24 protein-coding genes are annotated in these 23,624 nt (G+C 75.1%); 14 read left to right on the forward strand and 10 right to left on the reverse strand.

Annotation, left to right across the window (positions count from 1 at the left end; translation table 11 throughout):
- The first annotated feature begins 26 nt into the window (after positions 1-26).
- Positions 27-1,037 carry an NADP-dependent oxidoreductase gene (locus ACZ5HG_RS04975; RefSeq protein WP_464180775.1) on the forward strand — a complete coding sequence of 337 codons (1,011 nt, stop codon included), beginning with the start codon at positions 27-29 and terminating at the stop codon, positions 1,035-1,037.
- A gap of 123 nt (positions 1,038-1,160) precedes the next feature.
- On the opposite strand, the gene ACZ5HG_RS04980 is transcribed toward ACZ5HG_RS04975, so the two are convergent.
- From ACZ5HG_RS04980 to ACZ5HG_RS04990, 3 genes are read right to left on the reverse strand one after another with little or no spacing between them, the layout of a single operon-like run.
- Positions 1,161-2,057, reverse strand: coding sequence for an ABC transporter permease (locus ACZ5HG_RS04980; RefSeq protein WP_464180776.1), 897 nt, complete (start codon positions 2,055-2,057; stop codon positions 1,161-1,163).
- Positions 2,044-3,102: an ABC transporter ATP-binding protein gene (locus ACZ5HG_RS04985; protein ID WP_464180777.1), complete on the reverse strand. Its 1,059-nt coding sequence runs from the start codon at positions 3,100-3,102 to the stop codon at positions 2,044-2,046. The genes ACZ5HG_RS04980 and ACZ5HG_RS04985 overlap by 14 nt, the downstream gene beginning before the upstream one ends.
- A complete protein-coding gene (locus ACZ5HG_RS04990; RefSeq protein WP_464180779.1) occupies positions 3,099-4,361 on the reverse strand; it encodes a LolA family protein in 1,263 nt (420 codons plus the stop codon). The genes ACZ5HG_RS04985 and ACZ5HG_RS04990 overlap by 4 nt, the downstream gene beginning before the upstream one ends.
- A gap of 80 nt (positions 4,362-4,441) precedes the next feature.
- Between ACZ5HG_RS04990 and ACZ5HG_RS04995 the strand changes: the two genes are divergently transcribed.
- On the forward strand, positions 4,442-5,095 hold the full coding sequence (locus tag ACZ5HG_RS04995) for a response regulator transcription factor (protein WP_464180780.1): 654 nt from the start codon (positions 4,442-4,444) through the stop codon (positions 5,093-5,095).
- Positions 5,096-5,099: 4 nt separating this feature from the next.
- Positions 5,100-6,473, forward strand: coding sequence for an ATP-binding protein (locus ACZ5HG_RS05000; RefSeq protein WP_464180781.1), 1,374 nt, complete (start codon positions 5,100-5,102; stop codon positions 6,471-6,473).
- A gap of 92 nt (positions 6,474-6,565) precedes the next feature.
- On the opposite strand, the gene ACZ5HG_RS05005 is transcribed toward ACZ5HG_RS05000, so the two are convergent.
- Entirely contained in the window at positions 6,566-7,063 is a 498-nt protein-coding gene (locus ACZ5HG_RS05005; RefSeq protein WP_464180782.1) for an NUDIX domain-containing protein, read from the reverse strand.
- Complete coding sequence (locus ACZ5HG_RS05010) at positions 7,060-8,088, reverse strand: S66 family peptidase (protein WP_464180783.1); 1,029 nt, start codon at positions 8,086-8,088, stop codon at positions 7,060-7,062. Before ACZ5HG_RS05010 ends, ACZ5HG_RS05005 begins: the two co-directional genes overlap by 4 nt.
- 124 nt (positions 8,089-8,212) lie before the next feature.
- On the opposite strand from ACZ5HG_RS05010, the gene ACZ5HG_RS05015 reads away from it, so the two are divergent.
- From ACZ5HG_RS05015 to ACZ5HG_RS05030, 4 genes are all read left to right on the forward strand, one after another.
- Complete coding sequence (locus ACZ5HG_RS05015) at positions 8,213-8,650, forward strand: peptidase inhibitor family I36 protein (protein ID WP_464180784.1); 438 nt, start codon at positions 8,213-8,215, stop codon at positions 8,648-8,650.
- A 67-nt stretch (positions 8,651-8,717) separates the two neighbouring features.
- On the forward strand, positions 8,718-9,239 hold the full coding sequence (locus ACZ5HG_RS05020) for an RNA polymerase sigma factor (RefSeq protein WP_464180785.1): 522 nt from the start codon (positions 8,718-8,720) through the stop codon (positions 9,237-9,239).
- Positions 9,236-10,417, forward strand: coding sequence for a CU044_5270 family protein (locus tag ACZ5HG_RS05025; protein ID WP_464180787.1), 1,182 nt, complete (start codon positions 9,236-9,238; stop codon positions 10,415-10,417). The genes ACZ5HG_RS05020 and ACZ5HG_RS05025 overlap by 4 nt, the downstream gene beginning before the upstream one ends.
- 135 nt (positions 10,418-10,552) lie before the next feature.
- Positions 10,553-11,572 carry a zinc-dependent alcohol dehydrogenase gene (locus ACZ5HG_RS05030; RefSeq protein WP_464182105.1) on the forward strand — a complete coding sequence of 340 codons (1,020 nt, stop codon included), beginning with the start codon at positions 10,553-10,555 and terminating at the stop codon, positions 11,570-11,572.
- A 487-nt stretch (positions 11,573-12,059) separates the two neighbouring features.
- Here ACZ5HG_RS05030 and mqo read toward each other — a convergent pair whose 3' ends face one another.
- Positions 12,060-13,559, reverse strand: coding sequence for a malate dehydrogenase (quinone) (mqo, locus tag ACZ5HG_RS05035; RefSeq protein ID WP_464182106.1), 1,500 nt, complete (start codon positions 13,557-13,559; stop codon positions 12,060-12,062).
- A 193-nt stretch (positions 13,560-13,752) separates the two neighbouring features.
- Here mqo and ACZ5HG_RS05040 point away from each other — a divergent pair, with 193 nt between their 5' ends.
- Both ACZ5HG_RS05040 and ACZ5HG_RS05045 read left to right on the forward strand, forming a co-directional pair.
- Positions 13,753-14,793, forward strand: a complete 1,041-nt coding sequence (locus ACZ5HG_RS05040; RefSeq protein WP_464180788.1) for an NAD-dependent epimerase/dehydratase family protein — start codon at positions 13,753-13,755, stop codon at positions 14,791-14,793.
- A 24-nt stretch (positions 14,794-14,817) separates the two neighbouring features.
- A complete protein-coding gene (locus ACZ5HG_RS05045; protein ID WP_464180789.1) occupies positions 14,818-15,324 on the forward strand; it encodes a DsbA family protein in 507 nt (168 codons plus the stop codon).
- 4 nt (positions 15,325-15,328) lie between these two features.
- On the opposite strand, the gene nhaA is transcribed toward ACZ5HG_RS05045, so the two are convergent.
- Positions 15,329-16,714, reverse strand: coding sequence for a Na+/H+ antiporter NhaA (nhaA, locus tag ACZ5HG_RS05050; protein WP_464180790.1), 1,386 nt, complete (start codon positions 16,712-16,714; stop codon positions 15,329-15,331).
- 246 nt (positions 16,715-16,960) lie between these two features.
- Between nhaA and ACZ5HG_RS05055 the strand changes: the two genes are divergently transcribed.
- Positions 16,961-17,767, forward strand: a complete 807-nt coding sequence (locus ACZ5HG_RS05055; protein WP_464180791.1) for an SDR family NAD(P)-dependent oxidoreductase — start codon at positions 16,961-16,963, stop codon at positions 17,765-17,767.
- A 26-nt stretch (positions 17,768-17,793) separates the two neighbouring features.
- Here the strand turns inward: ACZ5HG_RS05055 and ACZ5HG_RS05060 are convergent, their stop codons facing one another.
- From ACZ5HG_RS05060 to ACZ5HG_RS05070, 3 genes are read right to left on the reverse strand one after another with little or no spacing between them, the layout of a single operon-like run.
- On the reverse strand, positions 17,794-18,240 hold the full coding sequence (locus ACZ5HG_RS05060; protein WP_464180793.1) for an HIT family protein: 447 nt from the start codon (positions 18,238-18,240) through the stop codon (positions 17,794-17,796).
- 30 nt (positions 18,241-18,270) lie between these two features.
- The gene (locus ACZ5HG_RS05065; RefSeq protein WP_464180795.1) at positions 18,271-18,858 is read right to left on the reverse strand and encodes a DUF1697 domain-containing protein; all 588 of its coding nucleotides are present in this window, start codon (positions 18,856-18,858) and stop codon (positions 18,271-18,273) included.
- The gene (locus ACZ5HG_RS05070) at positions 18,858-19,421 is read right to left on the reverse strand and encodes an NYN domain-containing protein (RefSeq protein WP_464180797.1); all 564 of its coding nucleotides are present in this window, start codon (positions 19,419-19,421) and stop codon (positions 18,858-18,860) included. Before ACZ5HG_RS05070 ends, ACZ5HG_RS05065 begins: the two co-directional genes overlap by 1 nt.
- A gap of 101 nt (positions 19,422-19,522) precedes the next feature.
- On the opposite strand from ACZ5HG_RS05070, the gene ACZ5HG_RS05075 reads away from it, so the two are divergent.
- The 4 genes from ACZ5HG_RS05075 (at position 19,523) to ACZ5HG_RS05090 (ending at position 23,616) form a co-directional block, all read left to right on the forward strand.
- On the forward strand, positions 19,523-20,041 hold the full coding sequence (locus ACZ5HG_RS05075) for a MarR family winged helix-turn-helix transcriptional regulator (RefSeq protein ID WP_464180798.1): 519 nt from the start codon (positions 19,523-19,525) through the stop codon (positions 20,039-20,041).
- A gap of 191 nt (positions 20,042-20,232) precedes the next feature.
- A complete protein-coding gene (locus tag ACZ5HG_RS05080; RefSeq protein ID WP_464180800.1) occupies positions 20,233-20,742 on the forward strand; it encodes a flavodoxin domain-containing protein in 510 nt (169 codons plus the stop codon).
- Between the two features lie 74 nt (positions 20,743-20,816).
- Entirely contained in the window at positions 20,817-21,827 is a 1,011-nt protein-coding gene (locus tag ACZ5HG_RS05085; RefSeq protein WP_464180801.1) for a LacI family DNA-binding transcriptional regulator, read from the forward strand.
- Between the two features lie 118 nt (positions 21,828-21,945).
- Positions 21,946-23,616 (forward strand): glycoside hydrolase family 13 protein, encoded by a 1,671-nt coding sequence (locus ACZ5HG_RS05090; protein WP_464180803.1) that lies wholly within the window; start codon positions 21,946-21,948, stop codon positions 23,614-23,616.
- The last annotated feature ends 8 nt before the right edge of the window (positions 23,617-23,624 follow it).

Raw genomic sequence — 23,624 nt, forward strand, 5'->3', positions numbered from 1 at the left:
GCACCGAGAACCACCGGAGATCCCGCATGAGCACCGCCCGCAGCACCCAGGTCCAGCTCGTCGCCCGTCCGCACGGCTGGCCGACGCACGACGACTTCCGCACCGTCCAGGTCGACCTGCCCCCGCTCGCCGAGGGCGAGGTCCGCGTCGAGAACGCCTTCGTCTCGGTGGACCCGTACATGCGCGGGCGGATGAACGACGCGGACAGCTACGTCGCCCCGTACGCGCTGGGCGAGACGATGACCGGCGGGGCCGTCGGGCGCGTGGTCGAGTCCCGCGCCGAGGGTCTGGCGGTGGGTGACGTCGTGCTGCACCAGCAGGGCTGGCGGGACGTCGCGCAGGGGCCGGCCGCCGGCTTCCGCGTCGTGCCCGAGGTGCCCGGTGCACCGCTGTCCGCGCACCTCGGCATCCTCGGCATGACCGGGTACACCGCCTACGTCGGCCTGCGGAAGATCGCGGCGATGCAGCCCGGTGACGCGGTCTTCGTGTCCGGTGCCGCCGGGGCGGTCGGCTCCGCCGCCGGGCAGATCGCCCGCCTGCTCGGTGCCTCCCGGGTGGTCGGCTCGGCCGGCTCCGCGCAGAAGGTCGCCACCGCCACCGAGCGTTACGGCTACGACGTGGCCTTCGACTACCACGCGGGTCCGGTCCGCACGCTGCTGCGCGAGGCCGCGCCGGACGGGGTGGACGTGTACTTCGACAACGTCGGCGGGGACCACCTGGAGGCCGCGCTCGACGTGCTGCGCCGGGGCGGACGGGTCGCGCTGTGCGGGGCCATCGCCGGCTACAACGCCACCGAGCGCACCCCGGGGCCGGACAACATGAGCCGGATCATCACCCAGGGCCTCACCCTGCGCGGCTTCACGCTCGCCGAGCACGTCGAGCTGTACGGCGAGTTCACCCGGGACATGGGCGCGTGGTTCACCGAGGGCCGGATCACCCACGACGAGACCGTGGTGGACGGGATCGAGCACGCCGTGGACGCGTTCCTCGACCTGCTGCGCGGCGGCAACGTCGGCAAGATGGTCGTCCGCGTCTGACCGGTGCCGCCTGGCCGGCCAGCGACGTCCGTCGCCCCGGCCGCCGGTCACGTCGCGTCGGGGGCGCCGGTCGTGTGGAGCGCCGGTCCGGCCCGCCGAGCAGCGGGCGCGCCCCCGCCGGCGTCAGGAGGTGACGTCGGCGGTGGTGAACCGGCTCCAGGCGAGCGACCCGAAGATCGCCACCCACACGGCCTGCACGACCATGCCCTGCGCCAGCACCCCCGGGTCGACCTGGAGCCGCAGCAGCTCGGCGAAGTCGAACCAGTGGTGCGTGAGCAGCCCCGGGTGGATCGCGGAGACCTGCGGCAACGAGTCGAGCACCGTGGACACGATCGCCACGACCACGGTGGCGGCCATCGCGCCGACCGGCACCTCGGTGAGCGTGGAGAAGAACAGCCCGACGGCGACCAGCCCGGTCAGGGACAGCCCGACGTAGAGGACGATCCCCGCGACGCGCAGCACCCCCTCGCCCAGCGGCACGCTGCTGCCGGACAGCAGGGTCACGTCGTGCAGCCCGAAGTAGGCCGCCCCGACCACCAGCCCCACCACGGCCACGGCCAGCACCGCCGCCGCGGCGAACACCAGCGAGGCGACGGCCTTGACCAGCAGCAGCCGCGCCCGGGGCACCGGCACCACCAGCAGGTAGCGCAGCGTCCCGGTCGAGGCCTCGCCCGCGATGGCGTCGCCGGAGGTGATCCCGATGGTCAGCGGCAGCAGGAACGGCAGGCAGAGGAAGAGCGAGGCGACGACGAGGAACAGCCCGTTCTGCGTCACCTGCCCGACGAAGGACGGACCCTGCCCGGCGATGGCCGAGTCGCGGGTCAGCCACAGCACCGTGCCCAGCAGCAGCGGCACCGCGCCGAGGCCGGCGAGCAGCACCTGGTTGCGACGGCGACCGAGCACCAGGCGCAGCTCGGAGGCGAGCAGCCGTCCGGTGGCGGCGGCACGCGAGCGTTCGACCGTCCCCTCGGGGGCGTCCGGTGCCGGGGCGTCGGCGGTGGTGAGGTCAGCGAGCGACATCGAAACCCTCCCCGGTGAGCTCCACGAACACCTGCTCGAGGCTGGGGCGTCGTACCGCGAGGCCCAGCAGGTCCACCCCGGCGTGCACCAGGGCGGCGGCGACCTTCTCCGGCGGCACCGTGCCCGCCGGTGCGTCGAGGGTGGTGGTCCCGGACGGCACGTCGAGCGGCACCGTGCGGTCGGTCCCGCCGGGCGCGCCCGGGGTGTGGGGCGCCAGTCCGCCGAGGTCGGCGTCCGGTCCGGTCACGAGCCCGTGCGCGCGCAGCACCTCCGCGGCCTGCGCCGCCTGCGAGGCCCGGACGGTCACCCTGAGATGCGCCTCGCCGCGTGCGGTGAGCGCGTCGCGGTCGCCCTGGAGCAGCAGGCGCCCGCGGCTCATGATCCCGACGTGGGTGCACACCTGCTCGATCTCGGCGAGCAGGTGCGAGGAGACCAGCACGGTCGTCCCGGCCTGCGCGAGGTCGCGCACCAGGTGCCGGACCTCGCGGGTGCCCTGTGGGTCGAGCCCGTTGGTGGGCTCGTCCAGCACGAGCAGGTCCCGGGGCCGGAGCAGCGCGGCGGCGAGGCCGAGCCGCTGCTTCATGCCGAGGGAGTACTGCCGGTAGCGCTTGTCCGCCGCGGCACCCAGTCCGACGCGTTCGAGGGCGGCGTCGCTGCGCCGGCGGGTGGTGCGCGGGTCGGCGGTCGCGTCGGCGGCGTCCAGCCGGGCGAGGTTGGCCCGTCCGGACAGGTACGGCTGGAAGGCCGGTCCCTCGACCAGCGCGCCCACCCGGGGCAGCACGCGCCCACCGTCCTCCGGCATCGGCGAGCCGAGCAGCCAGGCACGGCCTGCCGTCGGTCGCGTCAGCCCGAGCAGCATCCTGATCGTCGTCGTCTTGCCCGAGCCGTTCGGGCCCAGGAACCCGTACACCGCACCGCGTGGCACCTCCAGGTCGATCCCGTCCACGGCCACCTGCCCGGAGCGGAACCGCTTGGTGAGCCCCGTCGTGCGGACCGCGAGGTCGACGGCCGTGCCCGGTGCGCCGGGGGCGTCCGCAGCCGTCATGCCGCGGCGCGCAGGGTGTCGCCGGGCACCGCCCCGACGAGCACCCGGCCGTCGTCGGTGATCAGCACGCTCAGCAGCGCCGAGCTGAGCAGGCGTCCCTCGGGCACGGCGGTCGTGAGCTGCTCGTAGAGCGCGGATGTGTCGAGCTCGGGGCGTCCGGGGTTGCCGGACTCGTCGCTCGGCACGAACTCCTGCACCAGGTCCTGCGCGGCGTCCGAGCCGATCACGCGGTCCGCGCCGGGCACGCTCGCCAGGGCCGCGGCGTCCCCGCCGACCAGCCCGGCCACGTCCAGGCCGCTCAGCGTGACGATGCGGGACCAGCCCTCGCCGGTCACGGTGACGCCCTCCGGCGGCTCGACCTCGGACGGGTCGGAGGGCAGCGTGCCGTGGTCTGCGGGGACCTGCGGCAGCGGCACGACCTGCTCGGTGGTCTCAGCGCCCGCCGGGGCGGAGAACGTCAGCACCGACTCGTCCGGCGCGGTGAACGCCACGTCGGTGAAGCCGACCTCGAGCGCCGGGGTCTCGACGTCCTGCACCGACCACACCTGCACCCGCAGGGGCGCGGAGGTCTCGGCGTCGACGGCCACCACCACGCGGTCCACCAGGGTCCCGTCGTCGGTGGGGGAGACGACGAGCTGGTACGCGTCGCGACCGGCGATGGTCACCGGGCTGTCGGTGGTCACGTCGGCGTGCTCCTCGACCTGCGCGAGCGCCTGCTGGGCGGCCTCCTGCGGGGTGGGCAGGTCCGCGCCCGCGGTGGGGGCCACGCCGGCGCGGGCGTCCTCGGCCAGCGCGTCGTAGCGCGCCCGGTCCGCGGCGTCGAGCGTGTAGTGGGTGACCGCGTCGTCGGTGGAGGAGTAGGTCCACGCCTCGGGACCGTCCGAGACCACCGAGTACTCCGAGGTGGTGCCGAGGAGCGCCACCCGCGAGCGCTCGCCGCCGTCGGACCACACCCGCAGCGTCGAGGAGCCGCTGAGCAGGTTGAGCGGGTCGGCGCCGGTCATCTCCGAGACCGGCAGCTCCGGCAGGCCCAGGCGCGCCGTGTAGACGACGGTACCCTGCACCGGCACCGCGTCCGCCTGCGCCACCCGCTCGGCCAGCTCGGCCGCGGTGACGTCCGGCAGCGTGGAGCCGTCGGCGGAGGCCAGCGCCGGCACGCCCACGGCGGCGGCGACCACCACGGCCACCACCCCCGGCACGGCCCAGCGGGCCCGGGGGGACAGGGTGCGACGCGGCACGGGCGCAAGATCGGTGCTCATGCCCCCACCCTGCCCGGTGCTGCCTGAGGGGACGCTGAGAGACCTGCGGCGACCGGGCCGACGGGTGGCATGCTGCCGGGATGCGGGTGCTGGTGGTGGACGACGAACGCGGCCTGGTCGCGGCGCTCCGTCGTGGGCTGACCGCCGAGGGCTTCGCGGTCGACGCCGCGCACGACGGCGAGACCGGCCTCGTGATGGCCGCCGATCGCGACTACGACGCGATCGTGCTGGACGTGATGCTGCCGCGCCGCAGCGGCTACGAGGTCGTCGCCGCGCTCCGTGCCGACGGGATCAGCACGCCGGTGCTGCTGCTCAGCGCGAAGGACGGCGAGCACGACGTCGCCGACGGCCTCGACGTGGGCGCCGACGACTACCTGACCAAGCCGTTCTCCTTCGTCGTCCTGGTCGCCCGGCTCCGTGCGCTGCTGCGCCGCCCCGCCGACCTGCGCCCCGCCGTGCTGACCAGCGGCGACCTGGTGCTCGACCCCGCGACCCGCACGGTCACCCGCGCGGGTGCACCGGTGGACCTCACCGCGCGCGAGACGGCGCTGCTGGAGTACCTGATGCGGCAGCAGGGCCGGGTGGTCGGGAAGGTCGAGCTGCGCGACCACGTGTGGGACGGGCCGGGCGAGGACGGCAACGTGGTCGAGGTGTACGTCGGCTACCTGCGGCGCAAGCTCGGCCGGGACGCGGTGCTCACGGTGCGAGGCGCCGGCTACCGCGTGGCGGGGTGACGGCGTGGTCCGGCGCGCGCTGACCGACCTGGTCCGGCAGGGCTGGACGCTGCGGGTGCGGCTGACCCTGCTCACCGCGGGCATGCTCGCGGTCGCGCTGACCGTCGGCGCCCTGGCGCTCACCGGGCTGTTCTCCCACGGCCGGACCGGCTCGCTGGACGAGATGGTGCGGCTGCGCGCCGTCACGGTCGCGGACCTGGCCACGTCGGGACGGCTGCCGGAGCCGCTGCCGGTGGTGCAGCCCGGGGAGATCGTGCAGGTGCTCGACGCCGACGGCCGGGTCGTCGCCTCCTCCACCACCGCGAGCCGGACCCTGCCGGTGCTGCCGGCCGACCAGGTCGCGGTGCTCGCGGAGCGGGCGCGCGGGTCCGAGGACGGTCTCGCGCTCGCGAGCACCGACCGCTCCGCCTACGACCACGACGCCCGGGTCGCCGTCGTCCCGCTGGACGACGGTCGCGCGGTGGTCGCCACCGTCCCGCTCGGCGAGGTGCAGGGCGTGGTGCGTGCGCTGCGGCTCGCCCTGCTCGGCCTGGTCCCGGTGCTGACCGTGCTCCTCGGGCTGGTGACCTGGCTGACGATCGGCCGGGCGCTGCGACCGGTGGAGGCGCTGCGGGTCGCCGCCGCCCAGGTGGCGCGGACCGGTGGCCCGGGATCGCTGCCGGTGCCCTGGGCGGACGACGAGATCGGCGCGCTGGCGCGGACCCTGAACGAGATGCTGGACCGGCTGGAACGGGCCGCCGCCCGGCAGCGCGGGTTCGTCGCCGACGCCGCGCACGAGCTGCGCTCACCGATCGCCGCGCTCACCGCCGCCCTCGACGTCGCACGCGCCCACCCGGACGCGTACCCCACCGAGGAGCTGGTGACGGACCTCGCGGTCGAGGTGCGGCGCACCGCCGTGCTGGTGGACGACCTGCTGCTGCTGGCACGTGTCGGGTCGCGACCGCTCGACTCCGGCACCGTGGACCTCGCCGCCGTCGCGCAGGAGGCGGTGGACCTGGCGCTCGCGGCCGCCGAGCGCACGGACGTGCAGGTCCGGGTGACCGGCGAGGGCGGCGGCCGGGGTGACGCGGGAGCGCTCGTCCGGGTGGTCCGGAACCTGGTGGACAACGGCGTGCGGCACGCCTCCGGATCGGTCGGCGTGCTGGTCGCGCCGGGGGAGGTCGTGGTGGTGGACGACGGGCCGGGCGTCCCCGAGGCGGACCGGGAGCGGGTGTTCGAGCGGTTCGTGCGGCTGGACGACGCGCGGGCGCGCGGGGACGGCGGGAGCGGGCTGGGTCTCGCCATCGCACGGGAGATCGCCCGTGAGCACGGCGGCGAGGTGCTGCTCGGCGCCGCCCCGGGCGGGGGTGCGCGGGCGGTGCTCCGGCTGCCGCGCTGACCGACGGCGGCGGGCTCCGGTCGGGTCGGACGCGTCGGGTGGGGCGCAGACGTGCCGAGAGCCGGGCGGGGCGGACGCCGCCCGCCGCGGCCTCAGGACGGCAGCGACACCACCGCGGGCACCGGCGTCCCGTCGCGCAGCGACGCCAGCACCATCCCCAGCACCAGCCGCTCGTGCGGCACCACCGGCTCGGGCAGCGCGCCGAGCGGGTACCAGGCCATCGCGGCGGCCTTGTCCGGCTCCTGCACCCGCGGCTCGCCGGACCAGCGCCGGACGGCGAAGAACACGTCGCACCGCTGCTCGCGCTGCGGCCCGGTGCGTTCGAACCGGTGCAGGACGGTCAGCGGCTCCAGGTCGGCGGGGTCGATGGTGATGCCCGCCTCCTCGGCGGCCTCGCGCACGGCGGCCTCGTGCACGGACTCGCCGGGGTCGACGTGACCGGCGACGGTGGCCCAGTGGCCGTCCATGTAGCCGGTCCCCGCGCGCCGCTCGAGCAGCACCTGGTCGTCGCGCAGCAGCAGCACGTAGGACGCGGCGACCAGCAGCGAGCGGGCCTCCGCGTGGTCGCCGGGGGCGTATCGCTCGGTCATGCCAGCTCCTGTCGCAGGGTCCACGCACCGTCGGTGCGGTCGAGGGTGGCGAGGGCGCCGTTGACCAGGGCCAGACCGGGCGGCACGTGCCCGCAGTCCACGTCGAGCACGACGGGGACGTCCAGGTCCAGGGCGTCGCGCACGGCGTCGTCGTGGGTCCATGCCCCGGAGTCCGGGGAGGCGGTGCGGCCGATGAGCACGGCGGTGGCATGGTCGAACCAGCCGGCCATGCGCAGGGCGCGCAGCCGTCGGGTGGCGTCGGCGGCGGGCACCTCGGCGGTCTCCAGGTACACGACCAGGCCGTCGCCCTCCGCCACCAGGGGCCCGAGATCGCCGAAGGGGGTGCCCGGCAGGTGGGAGATCACCTCCAGGCAGCCGCCGATCAGCCGGCCCCGCGCGCGCACGTCGGGCACCGGACCGTCGGCGTGCTCGCCGATCAGCCGCCAGGTGCCGGGCGTGTCCAGGCCGAGGTCGGTCGTCCCCGGGTCGCCGACGAGGTCGGGCAGCCCGCCGCCGCGGTGCCGGGCGGAGGGCCGCTGCACCAGGGCGTCACCGGGGGAGGTGCGCACGACGTCCAGCCACGGCAGCACCGTGCCGGGCAGCGCGAAGGGCGTCTCCATCAGGTTCTGCCCGTGCAGCGTCGCGAGCCCGGTCGCGAGGGTCAGTGGCGTGAGCAGCACCGAGATGTCCGAGTAGCCGACGAACCAGGTCGGCTCGGCCCGGCGCAGCGCGTCGAGGTCCAGCAGGGGCAGCAGGTCGATCGCGAGCTCGCCGCCCCAGGGCGGGACCACGGCGGCGATCGTGGGGTCGCACAGCAGGGCGGTCAGCTCGGCGGCGCGCTCGCGGGCCGAGGCCGACACGATCCCGGACCCGTCCAGGCACTCGCCCAGCACCACGTCGTAGCCGGCCTCGCGCAGCAGGTGCACGGCGTGGTCGAGCCGGGGCCGGAAGGCGGCCGGGACGCCCGCGGAGGGTGCGGTGACGGCGATCCGGTCGCCGGGGCGCAGCGGTCGGGGGTAGCGCACGCGGCCAGTCTGCCAGCGCCTTCGTGCGACGAGACCGGTGTCCGCGGATCGATACCGCCAAGAATGTGAGGTACGTCACACCGGTGATCCGTGACGTGCGGCCGTCCCCGACGGATGACCCGGTGTGACCAACCACCCCGACACCCCGAGCCGACGCGTCCGTGCGGGCCGAGAGGCGCGCGCCGGTGCGCCGCTGCGCGGCCGGATCGCCGCGGCCAGCGCCCTCGTGCTCGCCCTGACCGGACTGGCCCCTGCGGCCGCCCACGCCGACGACGACGCGCCGATCACGCCGTTCAGCGCCTCGCAGTGCGCCTCGGGCCGGTTCTGCATCTGGTCCGGCACCTCGTACAGCGGCGTGTTCTGGAGCACCGGTTCGGCCGGCGACCAGAACACCACCGTCTCCACCGCGCGCTCGGTGTGGAACCGCACGGGGGTCGCCGTCCGGGTGTACTCCGGCGCGGGGATCACCGGGGCCTGGGTCTGCTACGACTCCGGTGACATCACGTCCTCGACCAGCGTCGGCAGCGCGTCAGTCCGTACCATGACGACCTCCAGCTGTTAGCGAGTGACCTGAAGGTGGCGTGGGCGCAGGGGGCGACCAGGACGACGTTCCGTCGGCCGTTGCGGACGTGGCCGCAGCGGAGTTCGCCGATGCCTACCGGCTGCTCGCCCCGCAGGTCCGCGGCTACGTCCGGCGCCAGGTCCCGGCCGACCAGGTGGACGACGTCGTCGCCGAGACCTTCGTGGTCGTCTGGCGGCGCTGGGCCGACGTGCCGACGGCTCCCGAGGAGCTCCGTCCCTGGGTGTTCGGCGTCGCCCGCAACAAGATCCTGCACGCCCACGAGCAGCGCGGACGCGCGGTCGCCTCGCTGGTCAAGGTCGCCGGGCACGAGCAGACCCGTGCCGGCCACGGCGACCCGGCCGAGCGGCTCGCGTCCGACGACCGGACGCGACGGCTGCTGGCGCTCCTGCCACCGGCGGAGGCCGAGGCCATGGCGCTGACCGTGTGGGCCGCGCTGACGCCGACCGAGGCGGCCCACGTGCTGGGCTGCTCGGTCACCGCACTGACCAGCAGGCTGTCCCGGGCGCGTGCCCGGCTGGCCGAGGCCCTCGCCACCGGCGAGGCGAGGATCGAGAGGGGGGACCGATGACCGACGACGACGCGCTGCGCGACGCGCAGGACGAGATCGCGCGGCTGCGCGAGACGATGAGCGCGCTCGGCATGACCGCCCCCCTGCCGGAGGACGGTCCGGGTGCCGAGCCTGACGCCGAGGCCACCGCACGAGAGATCGCCCGGATCGTCGCCCTGCCCCGCCTCTCCGAGGCGCCCCTCGCCCCGGCCGAGCCCGGCGCCGCCACGCCTGCGCCCGACGCCCCGCTCGACCTGGCCGCCGCCCGCGCGCGCCGCCGTCGCCGGTGGGCCGTCGCGACCTCCGCCGCGGCCGCGGTGGTGCTCGTCGCGGCGGGCCTGACCGTGCTGCCGCACCGGGACGAGGTCGCCGTCGCCACGGCCGCGCCGCCGATGCTGGCCCTGCCGATCGATCCGGTGGAGCTCGCGCACGGCGGGGGGGAGCCCGCACGTGACGCCCTGCTCGCGCTGGCCGAGGCCGCCCGCGACCGACCCGACCCGACGCCGGTCGGCGGGGTGCAGCACGCCCTGTCGCAGAGCTGGCTGCTGTCCGTCCAGGCCGACGACGACGGGGTCACCGCCACGATCGACCCCACGATCGTCGAGAGCTGGCTCGCGCCGGACGGCTCCTCGGTGCAGGCCGAGTGGCGCGGTGACCCGCTCGACGCCGACGGCAGCCTGGAGAAGGTCGACACCTCGCCGTCCGCCGCCGCGGTGGACCGTCTGCCCGCCGGCACCCTGGACGCCGGTGCCGTCGCGGCGCTGTCGACCGAGCCGGAGACCCTGCGGCGCGAGCTGATCGCGTCGATGCCGGGCATGTCCTGCACCGGTGATGCCGAGCCGTACTGCCTGTACTCGGCGCTGACCGACCTGTCCGACCGCTACGTGGTGCCCTCGGGCACCGAGGCGGCGCTGTGGACGATGCTGGCCGACACCCCGGGGGTCACGATCGCCGGGGAGGTCACCGACCGGATCGGCCGGCGCTCGCTCGCCGTCGCGGTGCCGGGCAACCCCGTCGAGGCCGACGAGACGCTGCGGGTGCTGCTGATCGACGTGACCACCGGCCGGCTGTCCGGGCGGGAGGAGGTCACGCTGGACTCCGACGTGCTCGGCATCACCGAGCCGACCGTGACGCACTTCCGCTACCAGGTGGCGACCGACTGGGTGGCCCGCACCGGCGGGCCGGCGACCGGCGACTGACCGGCCTGCTGCGCACGACATCTCTCAGGTTGGGTTGAAGGTCCCGAGACCTGCGGTGACGTGATCGATACCTTCCTTGTGAAGCCGGTCACAAACTATCCGCTGGTCGTTCGAAGGAGATCACCCGTGCCCGAGATGATGAAGGCCGCGGTCGTCCGCGAGCTCGGTGCCCCGCTCGTCGTCGAGGAGGTGCCGATCCCGGTGCCCGGTCCGCACCAGGCGCTCGTCAAGGTCGACTACTCCGGTGTCTGCCACACCGACCTGCACGCCGCGCGCGGCGACTGGCCGGTCAAGCCGACGCCGCCGTTCGTGCCCGGTCACGAGGGCTCCGGCCGCGTCGTGGCGCTGGGCGCCGAGGTCACCGGTGTCCGCGAGGGCGACCGGCTGGGCAACGCCTGGCTGGCGTCCGCCTGCGGCACCTGCCTGGACTGCCTGCGCGGCTGGGAGACGCTGTGCACCGGCCAGCAGAACTCCGGCTACTCCGTGAACGGCTCGTTCGCCGAGTACATGCTGGTGGACGCCCGCTACGCCCCGCGGATCCCGGAGGAGGTCGACGCCGCCGCGGTGACCGCGGTGCTGTGCGCCGGCGTCACGGTCTACAAGGGCCTCAAGGTCACCGACGCCAAGCCGGGCGACTGGGTGGTCGTCTCCGGCATCGGCGGGCTCGGACACATGGCGATCCAGTACGCGAAGGCCATGGGCTACCGCGTCATCGCCGTCACCGGCTCGGAGTCCAAGCGTGCCTCGGCGATCGAGTACGGCGCCGAGCTCGTCGTGAACTACCGCGACGGCGACCCGGGCGAGGCTGTGCACGACCTTGTCGGCGGCGCGCACGCGGCGCTGGTGACCGCGGTCAGCGAGTCCACCTTCCCGCAGGCGCTGTCCATGCTGCGTCGCGGCGGCACCGTCTCGCTGGTGGGCCTGCCCCCGGGCGACTTCCCGCTGTCGATCTTCGACACGGTGCTGCGCGGGCTGACCGTGCGCGGGTCGATCGTCGGCACCCGGCTCGACATGATCGAGGCGGTCGACTTCTTCCGTCGCGGCGTGGTGCACACCAAGTACGAGCTGCGCCCGCTGGACGCGGTCAACGACGTGTTCACGAAGATGGAGACCGGCTCGATCGACGGCCGCGTCGTCCTCGACATGGGGCTCTGACCCGCCGCACGCCCGCCTGACGACGGCCGGTCCTCCTGCGCGGAGGGCCGGCCGTCGTCCGTTCTGCCGCTCTCGTGGTGGTCTGCGGGCTCCGTTCGGCTGAACTGCCCGGAAACCGCCCCCGACCGCCGGTGCCGGTCACTATGCTCGCGGTCGCGGAGGTCCCGGGCTGCCCCCCTGCCCCGGGACCTCCGCCTCGTCCGGCTCCTGCCCGGACCGCTCCGTCACAGCCCGTGCTGACTCCGGTGACTCAGTGTGACGTAGATCACATTCGATCGATGTGACATCCACGCACCCCCGGCGGACTACCTCCATGACACGGCCGCGGTGCGGAGGGCACCCAGCGGCTGTGCGCGGCCCGTCCGAGCCCGCAGGGGGCGGCTCGGGCGGGCCGCCCTCATCTCCCCGCCCGGCAGCCGGGCACGTTTCGGTCCGCGCACGCGTCGAGCCATGGCTCCGCCCAGATCGTCGGACCTCCGGACCGGCCTCAGCCGACGCGCGAGTCGCGCTCCGTCGGGTCGACCGTCTCCAGGTCCGGGTCCTCGCCCGGCGCATCCGCTGCCCCCGCCGTGGTCGCCACGACGGGCTCCGCCTCGACCGGCGGCTCCGCGTCGCCCGCTGCCGCTCCGTCGGCCAGGCTCGGCATCAGCGCGGTCAGCCGCGGCCGCCAGGCCTCGGCCCGCTCCGGGAAGCACCGACCCAGCAGGTCGAGCATCGCGGAGGCGGCGGTGGAGGCCCCCGGCGAGGCGCCGAGCAGACCGGCGATGCTGCCGTCCGCCGCGGTCACCAGCTCGGTGCCGAACTCCAGCACGCCGCCGCCGGGCCCGCGCTTGATCACCTGCACGCGCTGGCCGGCGCTGATCAGCTCCCAGTCGCGGCCGCGCGCCGTCGGCATGAATGCGCGCAGCGTGCGCAGCCGGGCCTCGCGGGAGGCGGCGACCTCGGTGACCAGGTACTTCACCAGATCGATGTTGTGCACGGCGACGGCGAGCAGCGGCACGAGGTTGCCGGGGCGCACGGTGCGCAGCAGGTCGAGCCAGGAGCCCTGCTTGAGGAACTTCATGCTCCACCCCGCGTAGGGGCCGAACATCAGCGCGGGGGAGCCCTCGACCACGCGGGTGTCGAGGTGCGGGACGGACATCGGCGGGGAACCGACGGCGGCCTTGCCGTAGACCTTCGCGCGGTGCGCGTCGACCAGGGCGGGGTTCGTGGTGCGCAGGAACTGCCCGCTGATCGGGAAGCCGCCGTAGCCGTTGATCTCCGGGATGCCGGCCCGTTGCAGCAGGCGCAGCGCCCCGCCGCCCGCGCCGATGAACACGAAGCGCGCGTCGAGGGTGCGGGTGCGCGGGCTGGCGTTCCACCCGCGGTCACGCAGCCGCAGCCGCCAGGTGCCGTCGGGGCGGCGGCGCAGGCCGCGCACCTCGTGCTGGAGGTGCAGCCGGGCGCCGCGCGCGACCAGGTCGTCGACCAGCAGGCGGGTCAGCGTGCCGTAGTCGACGTCGAGGCCGTCGGTGGCGCGGGTGGCGGCGACCGGCTCGTCGGGGTCGCGGTCGGCCATGACCAGCGGCACCCAGCCGGCGATCGTCGCCGGGTCGTCGGTGAACTCCAGGCCGGCGAACCGCGGGTGCGCGCGCAGGGCCTCCCAGCGCCGGCGCAGGTAGTCGACGTCCTTCTCGCCGCGCACGAAGGTCAGGTGCGGCACGGGGGAGCGGAAGCCCTCGGCGGGCAGCCGGCCCTCGGCGTGCAGGCGGTCCCACAGCTCGCAGGACAGCGCGAACTGCTCGTTGATCGTCACGGCCTTGGCGATGTCGATCGTGCCGTCGGTGCGCTCGGGCGTGTAGTTGAGCTCGCAGAGCGCGGCGTGCCCGGTGCCGGCGTTGTTCCACGCGTCCGAGGACTCCAGCGCCACGCCGTCCAGGCGCTCGACGATCTCGATCCGCCACGAGGGCTCGAGCTCCGAGAGCAGGGTCGCGAGCGTGGCGCTCATGATCCCGGCTCCGACCAGGACGACGTCGACCGGTTCCGCGCGTGAAGACACCGTTCGATCGTAACGAGCACCGGACCGCCCCCGCGCGACGGACCGCGATCTGGTCGTCACCACCGACGCGGCACAGGTGCCGACGTGCGCGCGGCCGGCGGCGGTGCGAGCGTGGAGCACCGGCGACCGTGAGGAGGCGGCCATGCGGGTCGTGGTGATCGGTGCGAGCGGCAACCTCGGCACGGCCCTGCTGCGGCTGCTGCGGGACGACCCGGTGGTGACCTCGGTGGTGGCGGTGGCGCGCCGGGTGCCGCCGGCGTCGGTCGGCTGGGCGCCCCCGCCCTACGACCGGGCGGAGTGGCGCGCGGCCGACCTCGGCACGATCGGCCCGGACGCGCCGGTGGTGGCCCGGCTGCGCGAGATCGTCGGCGGCGCGGACGCGGTGGTGCACCTGGCGTGGCAGGTGCAGCCGAGCCACGACCGCGAGCGGCTGCGGCGGGTGCACGTGGACGGCACCCGGCGGCTGCTGCGCGCGGTGGCGGAGGCCCGGGTGCCGCACCTGGTGGTGGCGTCGTCGGTCGGGGCGTACTCGCCCTCGCCGGTGGACCGTCCCCGGGACGAGTCGTGGGAGACCGACGGCATCCGCACCTCGGACTACAGCCAGGACAAGGTGGCCGTGGAGCGGCTGCTGGACGAGGCGGCGCTGCTGCACCCCGGGCTGGTGATCGCCCGGCTGCGTCCGGCGCTGGTGCTCCAGCAGGCCGCCGGGCAGGAGGTGGTGCGGCTCTTCCTCGGGCCGCTGGTGCCGACCGGGCTGCTCGCCGGACGGCTGCCGGTGCTGCCCTGGCCGCGGCACCTGCGGTTGCAGGTGGTGCACGCGGACGACGTGGCGGCGGCCTGCCGCGAGGTGGTGGTGCGCCAGGCGGCCGGGCCGTTCAACGTGGCGGCGCCGGACCTGCTGCGGGCGCCGGAGGTCGCCGCGCTGGTGTCGGAGGGGCGCTGGCGCGAGGTGGACCCGGCCGCCGTCCGCACCGCCCTGGCGGTCGCCTGGCACGCCCGGCTGGCGCGGGTCGGCCCCGGCTGGCTGGACATGGCCCGGTGCGCGCCGGTGCTGGACACCGGGCGTGCCGAGCGCGAGCTCGGGTTCCGGCCGGCCCGCTCGGGCGCCGAGGCGCTGGCCGACCTGCTGCGGGGCGTGGTCCGGGGGTCGGGCACCGCCAGCCCGCCGTTGCGCGCCCGCTGACCGGCCCGTGTGACGATGGGCGGCATGGCAGCCCCCAGCGCCCCGCGCCTCGTCCTCGGCGACCCCGCCGCGCCGATCACCGTCACCGAGTTCGGCGACCTGGAGTGCCCGTACTGCCGCGCCGCCGAACCGGTGCTGCGCGAGCTGGTGGAGACCTCCGCGGGACGGGTGCGGCTGGAGTGGCGGCACTTCCCGCTGTTCCAGGTGCACCCGCACGCGCTGATCGCCGCGCTGGCCGCCGAGGCCGCCGCCGAGCAGGGCCTGTTCTGGCAGATGCAGCGCGCGCTGTTCGCGCAGCAGGACCGGCTGGCCGAGCCCGACCTGCGCGCGGCAGGCGCCCGGCTCGGCCTGGACCCCGCGCGGGTGGCCGGCGAGCAGGCGCAGGGCTTCGCGGAGCTGGTCGAGGCGGACTACCTGGCCGGGCTGGAGCTCGGGATCCGCGGCACGCCGACCCTGCTGATCCAGGGCGAGCGGTACCACGGGCCGATCGAGCTGGCCGCCCTGCGCGCCGCGATCGACGAGCTGGGCTGAGCGCTCAGACCCCGGCCACCCACGGGCGCGGGGGCAAGGACGGCGGCGGGTCGTCGTCGGGGGAGCACAGCGGCAGCCGGTCGCCGAGCACCCGCAGCAGGATCGTGCCGAGCACCGCCGCGACCAGCGACCCGGCGAGGATGCCGATCTTGGCCTGCTCGCGCATCGCGCCCTCGAAGGCGAGCTCGGCGATGAACAGCGAGATCGTGAACCCGATGCCCGCCAGCACCGCACCACCGACCAGGTGCCCCCAGCGCACGCGACCGGGCAGCCGGCCCAGGCCGGTGCGGATCGCCAGCGTCGCCGCCCCGGTGATGCCGAGCGTGTTGCCGACCACCAGACCGACCGCCACACCGATCGTCACCGTGGAGGTCGCCGCCGCACGCAGCGCCTCGGCGTCCAGGCGGACCCCCGCGTTGGCCAGGCCGAACACCGGCACGACCAGGTAGGCGCTCCACGGGTGCAGCACCCGCTGCAACCGCTCGCTGGCCGGCACCGCGGCCCGGGCGGCGAGCTCGGTCAGGTGCTCGCGGTCGGCGGTCGGCTCGTGCACCAGGCCGTCGGCGTACTGCGGCACCTGCTCGACGTGCTCGCGCTCCATCGGGCGGGACGGCAGCAGCAGGCCGACCAGCACCCCGGCCAGCGTGGCGTGCACCCCGGAGGCGTGCACCGCGACCCACAGCGCCACGCCGACCACCACGTAGGGCGTCAGCCGCCACACCCGCAGCCAGCGCAGCGCCAGCAGCACCACCACCAGCGCGGCGGAGATCCCGAGCGCCAGCGCGTCCACGCCGTCGTTGTAGAACACCGCCATCACCGTGATCGCCCCGATGTCGTCCACGATCGCCAGCGTGAGCAGGAACAGCCGCAGCCGGTCCGGGCACGCCGGCCCGAACAGCGCGAGGATCCCGACCAGGAACGCCGTGTCGGTGGACATCACCACGCCCCAGCCGTGGGCGGCGTCGGTGCCGGCGTTGAACGCCAGGTAGAGCAGCGCGGGCACGGCGAGCCCGCCGAGCGCCCCGAGCGCGGGCACCGCCACCGTGCGCCGGTCGCGCAGCTCGCCGCTGGTGACCTCGCGGTTGATCTCCAGGCCGACCACGCAGAAGAACACCGCCATCGCGGCGTCGTTCACCCAGGCGTGCAGCGAGAGGTCGAGCGTCCACGAGCCGAGGTGCATCCCGGCTCCGGTGGACCACAGCGCGTCGTAGGCCTCGGACCACGGGGAGTTCGCCCACAGCAGGGCCACCACCGTCGCACCCAGCAGGAAGACAGCGCTGCCGGCCTCGGTCGCCAGGAAGTCGCGGACCGAGGGGGACACCGACGGCAGCCGCAGCCGCAGCGGCGGGCCGGGCAGCGTGCGGGACGGGTCGGTGGCGTCGGTGGTCACGGGCGGCTCCCTGACGGACGGGCGGCGGAGGGGGTTCCAGGCGGGCGGGGCGCGTGCGCGGGCACGGCCCCGGACGTCCCCAACGCCGCGGCACCAGCCAGTATGCCGATCCCGCGGCCACCGCTCCCGCCGAGCGGACAGCAGGTGTCGCTTCGACGGCCCGGTTGACGACAACTGGCGTCCTCTCGGCGTGCCGCGGGGTGGGCGCGCGGGTGGGTGCAGCCGCGGATGGGCGACCATGGGGGCATGACGAACCCGCGCACCGCAGTCGTGACCGGAGCAGGACGAGGCATCGGCCGGGGGATCGCCCTCGGGCTGGTGCGTGCGGGGTGGGACGTGGCCCTGCTCGGCCGCACGCGTGAGCACCTGGACGCGGTGGCCGCGGAGTGCCGTGCGGCGGGCGGCATGGCCGGCGTGCACGACCTGGACGTCACCGACCGCGCCGCCGTCGAGCGGGTCGTCGCGCAGATCCAGACCGGGTTGGGCGGGATCGGCCTGCTGGTCAACAACGCGGGCGTGATCGAGCGCCAGGAGGTCGACCTGGTCCGTGACGACCCCGACGACGTGTGGCGCGTGATCGAGACCAACGTGCGCGGCCCGCTGCTGATGTCCCGCGCGGTGCTGCCCGGGATGCTCGCGCGCGGCACCGGCTACGTGGTCAACATCAACTCCGGCTCCGGGCACCGGCCGTCCGGCGTCTACACCGGCTACGGGATCAGCAAGGGCGCGCTGGCCCGGCTGACCACGATGCTGGACGCGCAGTACGCCGACCGCGGCGTGCTCACCCTCGACGTCGCCCCCGGCGTGGTCGTCACCGACATGACCTCCGCGATGCCGCTGCACGACGGCCGCACCGCGTGGACGCCGGTGGAGGACACGGTCGACCTGGTGGACGCCTTCGGCTCCGGGCGCCTGGACGCCCTGCACGGGCGGTTCGTGCGCGCGGGCACCGACACGGTGGACTCGCTGCTGGCGATGGCCGACCGGATCGTGGCGACCGACGCCCGCACGCTGCGGCTGGCGGCCTGGGGCGAGGACGACCCGGTGGCCTGATCCGCCGGTCCTCCGGCGCGGGTGTCCTACAGGGCGGGCGACCCCAGCGCCGCCGGGACGTGCGCCCCGTGCCCCGCGTCGCGCAGGGCGGCACGCAGCCGCTCGGCCGCGGCGTCCAGCCGGTCGGCGGGCTCGTCGACGCGGGCGTTGCCGAAGGACAGCTCGGCCTCGCCCCAGGCGGGCAGCACGTGCAGGTGCAGGTGCGGCACCTCGAAGCCGGCGACGAGCAGGGCGGCGCGCGGGGCGTCCCAGGCGGTCTGCTGCGCGGTGCCGATCGTCTTGGCGACGGACATCAGGTGCGCCAGCAGGTCGTCCTCGGCCTCGGTGAAGCTGGCGACCTCCGCGCGCGGCACCACCAGCACGTGCCCGTCGGTGATCGGGGCGATGGTCGCGAAGGCCACCGCCCGGTCGTCGGCCCAGACGAACCGTCCGTGGATCTCGCCGTCGATGATGCGGGTGAACAGCGTGCTCATGCGCCTCACCGTAGCGCTGCGCCCCGGGGTTCAGACTCGCGCGTGCAGCAGGTCCCGCACCGCGAGCACCGTGCGCCAGTTCCGCCCGGTGCCGCGCCGCCCGCTGACCCGGTCGAGCACCGCACCGGTGACCGTGGACCGGCCGATGCCGTCCGGGTAGTGCAGGTACGCCTCGCTCCCGTGCCAGAGCAGGCGCTCGCGGCCGTACCGGCTCAGGTCGACCGGCTCGTCCGGCGCCGGGCCGTCGAGGAACAGCACCAGCAGGTGCGACGGGTCGTCCTGCGCCACGTCGGCCCAGGGCAGATCCGCGACCAGCGCGTCGATCTCGGCGACCGTCCGGACCACGAGATCCAGCGGCAGAACGAGCCGGTCGCGCAGCCCCGCGGTGAGGTCCGCGGCGAGGGCGGCCGGGTGGGTCGGCGCGGAGGGGGCAGGGCGCAGCACGAGGTTGCCGGTGGCGAGGTGGGTGGCGACGTCGGTGTGCCCGAGGTCCGCCGCCGCCTCGCGCAGCGCGGGCATGGCGACCTTGCCGGTGCCGCCGACGTTCACGGCGCGCAGCAGCACCACGACGGGCTCGCGGACGTCGCCGCGTGCCGTGCCGCCGCGTGCCGCGGACATCAGAGGTAGCGCAGCGGGTCGAACTCGTCGAGCGAGATGATCCGCAGCCGGGGCAGCGTGACGTTGAAGGCGTGCACGTCGCTCTCCAGGTCGAAGGTCTGCAAGCCCCGCTCGGCCAGGTGCGCCAGCGACTGGCTGGTGAACTCGCGGAACGCCAGCAGCCCGACGCGGCGCTCGCCGCCGAGCAGCGCCTCGATCTCGGGGGTGAAGTCGCCGTCGTGCGAGGCGAGCAGCACGTCGCCGTCCCGGGCGGCCAGCGCCTCCAGCGTGCGCTTGATGCCGATGTCGACGACCTTGCCCTCGCCGGACAGCGGGATCGGCTGGAACCCGATCGCCATCAGCGCCTGCACGAAGGACATCGGCAGCGTGCCGCTGGTCGCGTTGAGGAAGAACAGCCCCTTGACCGGGGAGTCCCACTGCCGCTCGGCGAAGTCCAGCACGCGCTCCCAGCGCGGTCGCTGCTCGGGGTTCGGCCGCCCGTTGAGGATCGAGGACCCGAGGGTCGCGTCGATGTTCTCGCCGTCGACGAGGACGTAGGTGGTGCGGGCGCCGTCGGTGTCCATCCCGCCAGGGTAGAGGGCCGCGGAACACCGTGCGGCCTTCTGCGGTTGTGCCGTCAGGATCGATGCGTTCGCATGGACCCGACGGCGAGGAGGACGACGGCATGACCGTGCAGACGGGGCAGCGGGCCGACAGCAGGACGGCGGGCGTCGCGTGGGAGGAGCTGTTCCGCGCGCAGGTGACGGTGATGCGCCGCCTGCAGCGCGACCCGATCTGGGACCGGCTGAGCATGCGCGAGTACGACGTGCTGTTCACGCTGTCCGACGCGCCGGGGCACCGGCTGCGGCTGCGCGACCTGGCCGGGTCCAGCCTGCTCAGCCAGCCGAGCCTGAGCCGGATGGTGGAGCGGCTGGAGCAGTCCGGGTGGGTGCGCCGCGAGGCGGTGCCCGGTGACGGCCGGGGGGTCGACGTGGTCCTCACCGCCGAGGGCGCGCGCCTGCAGAAAGAGGTCGGCCGCCGGCACGTGCAGGCGATCGAGCACTACGTCGCCGGGGCGCTGGACGCGGACGAGCTGCGTGTCCTGACCGACCTCTCCCACCGGCTGCGCACCGCCCAGACCGCGATCGGCGACCTGCCCCGCCCGGGCTCGACGACGGAGGCTCACGGCTCCGACCAGCCATGACGTCCGTCACACCGACGGGTCTCCACCCGGGTCCTGCCGCCGGTGAGCGGCGCGCCCGCGCGGATCGACCTGGTCGGGAGGGACCTCCGGCCCACGACTTGCGGGGCTCTGCCACACACCATGGGAGGCAGAGAAATGAGGACCAGGGGGGTCTCTCGAACGGTTCATCTCAGCCTCGGGAGGGCAGAGCGATGCAGATCCTGGTGACGGTGGCGTCCCGCCACGGCGCCACCGCCGAGATCGGCTCTGCGATCGGCGCGGTCCTCACCGCCGCCGGGCACGTGGTGACCGAGGCGGCGCCGGACGAGGTCATCGACGTGACGCCCTACGACGCCGTCGTGCTGGGCTCCGCGGTGTACACCGCCCACTGGCTGCCCGCCGCCCGCGAGATGGCGGCCCGGTTCGCCGACGACCTCGGGGCGCGTGCGGTGTGGGTGTTCTCCTCCGGGCTGGCGACGCAGCCGGCCGCCTCGGCGAACTCCCCGCACGAGCTGCTGGCCCTGATGCAGCGGATCGGCGCCCGGGGGCACCGGGCCTTCGCCGGCCGGCTGCTGCGCAGCGAGCTCGCCTTCGCGGAGCGCGCGCTGATCGCCGGTGCCCGCGCCAAGGAGGGCGACCACCGCGACTTCGCCGCCGTCGAGGCGTGGGCGCAGCAGATCGCCCAGCAGCTCGCCGAGCTGAGCCCCACGCCCACCGCCTGAGGCGCCCCGCGCGGCCACGTGCCGACCGCGCAAGAACGCAAGCGGCTTGCGTAAGGCAGTCGTAGGCTTGCGGCATGTCTCGACGACTTGCGGATGTCGCTCAGAAGGTCGGCGTCTCCGAGGCGACCGTCAGCCGGGTGCTCAACGGCCGGCCGGGGGTCTCCGAGGCGACGCGGCAGGCGGTGCTCACCGCCCTCGACGTGCTCGGCTACGAGCGCCCGACCAAGCTGCGCGGCGAGCGCGCCCGGCTCGTCGGCCTGGTGCTGCCGGAGCTGCAGAACCCGATCTTCCCGGCCTTCGCCGAGGTGGTCGGCGGGGCGCTGGCGCAGCAGGGCTACACGCCGGTGCTCTGCACGCAGACCGCGGGCGGGGTGTCCGAGGCGGACTACGTGGACCTGCTGCTCGCCCAGCAGGTGTCCGGCATCGTGTTCGCGGGCGGCAACTACGCGCAGCGCGGCGCGGACCACGGGCACTACGCGCTGCTGGCCGAGCGCCGGCTGCCGGTGGTGCTGACCAACGCGTCGATCGACGAGCTGCCGTTCCCGCGGGTGTCCTGCGACGACGAGGTGGCCGTGGAGCAGGCGGTGGGGCACCTGGCGTCGCTGGGTCACTCCCGGATCGGCCTGGTGCTGGGCCCGGTGGACCACGTGCCCTCGGAGCGCAAGCTGCGCGCGGCCCGGCTGGCGGCGCAGCGGCTGGGGATCGAGATCGCCGACGAGGACGTGGTGCGCAGCGCGTACTCGCTGGAGAGCGGGCAGGCGGCGGGCACCCGGCTGCTGCGGCGCGGGGTGACCGGGCTGGTGTGCGCGAGCGACCCGCTGGCGCTCGGGGTGATCCGGGCGGCGCGGCGTGCCGGGCTGCGGGTGCCGGAGGAGGTGTCGGTGGTGGGCTACGACGACTCGCTGTTCATGAGCTGCACGGAGCCGCCGCTGACCACGGTGCGGCAGCCGATCGAGCCCATGGGGCGGGCGGCGATCGACCTGCTGGTGGGGCTGATCGCCGGGCAGGAGGTGCCGCAGGACGAGCTGCTCTTCGAGCCGGAGCTGGTCGTGCGGGGGAGCACGGGGCCGCTGATCGGGGACTAGCCAGGGTTTGGTCGCGTTTCGATAACGCATCTGTCGAGTTCTTGCGCGTAAGTCGTCGCGTCGTTACTGTCATGCCCACGCCGGCATCGGCGTGCGATGACGAAAGACGAGGCACGACGTGGTGCTCCCCCCTGACTCGACCCCTGACCCGCTGTGGTGGCGCGACGCCGTCATCTACGAGGTCTACGTCCGCTCCTTCGCGGACGGCGACGGTGACGGCACCGGCGACCTGGCCGGCGTGCGCGCCCGGCTGCCCTACCTGCGCGACCTCGGCGTCGACGCCCTGTGGTTCACGCCCTGGTACGTGTCCCCGCTGGCCGACGGCGGCTACGACGTGGCCGACTACCGGGCGATCGACCCCGCCTTCGGCACGCTGACCGAGGCGGAGGCGCTGATCAGCGAGGCGCTGGACCTGGGCATCCGCACGATCGTGGACGTCGTCCCCAACCACGTCTCGGACCAGCACCCGTGGTTCCGCGCCGCGCTGGCCGCCGGCCCCGGGTCGCCGGAGCGCGAGCGGTTCTGGTTCCACCCCGGCAAGGGCGATGACGGCGAGCAGATCCCGACGCACTGGGTGTCGAGCTTCGGCGGGTCGACCTGGACCCGCACCACCGCCGAGGACGGCACGCCGGGGGAGTGGTACCTGCACCTGTTCACCCCCGAGCAGCCGGACCTCAACTGGAACCACCCGGACGTCGCCGCCGAGCACGAGGACGTGCTGCGGTTCTGGTTCGACCGGGGCGTCGCGGGCATCCGGATCGACTCCGCCGCCCTGCTGATCAAGGACCCCGCGCTGCCCGAGCTGCCGGAGCCCGGCACCGAGACCCCCGGCGGCCACCCGCACATCGACCGGGACGAGCTGCACGACGTCTACCGGGCCTGGCGCAAGGTCGCCGACTCCTACCCGGGCACCCGCGTGCTGGTCGGCGAGGTGTGGCTGGACGACACCGCGCGCTTCGCGCAGTACCTGCGCCCGGACGAGATGCACACCGCCTTCAACTTCGACGTGATGACCCAGCCCTGGGACGCGACGGCGCTGCGCACCTCGATCGACCGGACCCTGGACGCGCACCGCGCGGTCGGCGCCCCGGCCACCTGGGTGCTGTCCAACCACGACGTCACCCGCCCGGTCACCCGCTACGGACGGGAGGACAGCGCCTTCGCCTTCGCCACCAAGCGCTTCGGCACCCCGACCGACCTCGATCTCGGCACCCGGCGCGCCCGGGCCGCCGCCCTGCTCACCGCCGCGCTGCCCGGCTCGCTGTACGTGTACCAGGGCGACGAGCTCGGCCTGCCCGAGGTCGAGGGGCTGCCGCCCGAGGTGGTGCAGGACCCGATGCATGAGCGTTCCGGCGGCGTCGACCCCGGCCGCGACGGCTGCCGGGTCCCGCTGCCCTGGTCCGGCCAGGCCGCGCCCTACGGGTTCAGCCCGGAGGGCGCCACCGCCGAGCCCTGGCTGCCGCAGCCCGCCGGCTGGGCGTCGCTGACCGCCGAGGCGCAGGCCGCCGACCCGACGTCGATGCTCCGGCTGTACCGCGCCGCCCTCGCGCTGCGCCGCGCCGAGCCCGCCCTGGGCGACGGCACGCTGCACTGGCTCGACGCGGGCGACGCCGCGGCCCCGGTCCTCGCCTTCGCCCGCGGCGACGTGCTGTGCGTGGTCAACCTCGACCACGTGCCCGTCCCGCTGCCCCCGCACTCGGCGGTGCTGCTGACCAGCGCCGACGACCCGCACGCCCCCCTGCCCGCCGACCTGCTGCCGCCGGACACCGCCGTGTGGCTGCGGGCCTGACCTGCTTT

It is taken from the genome of Cellulomonas sp. GTC20042 (assembly GCF_055389595.1).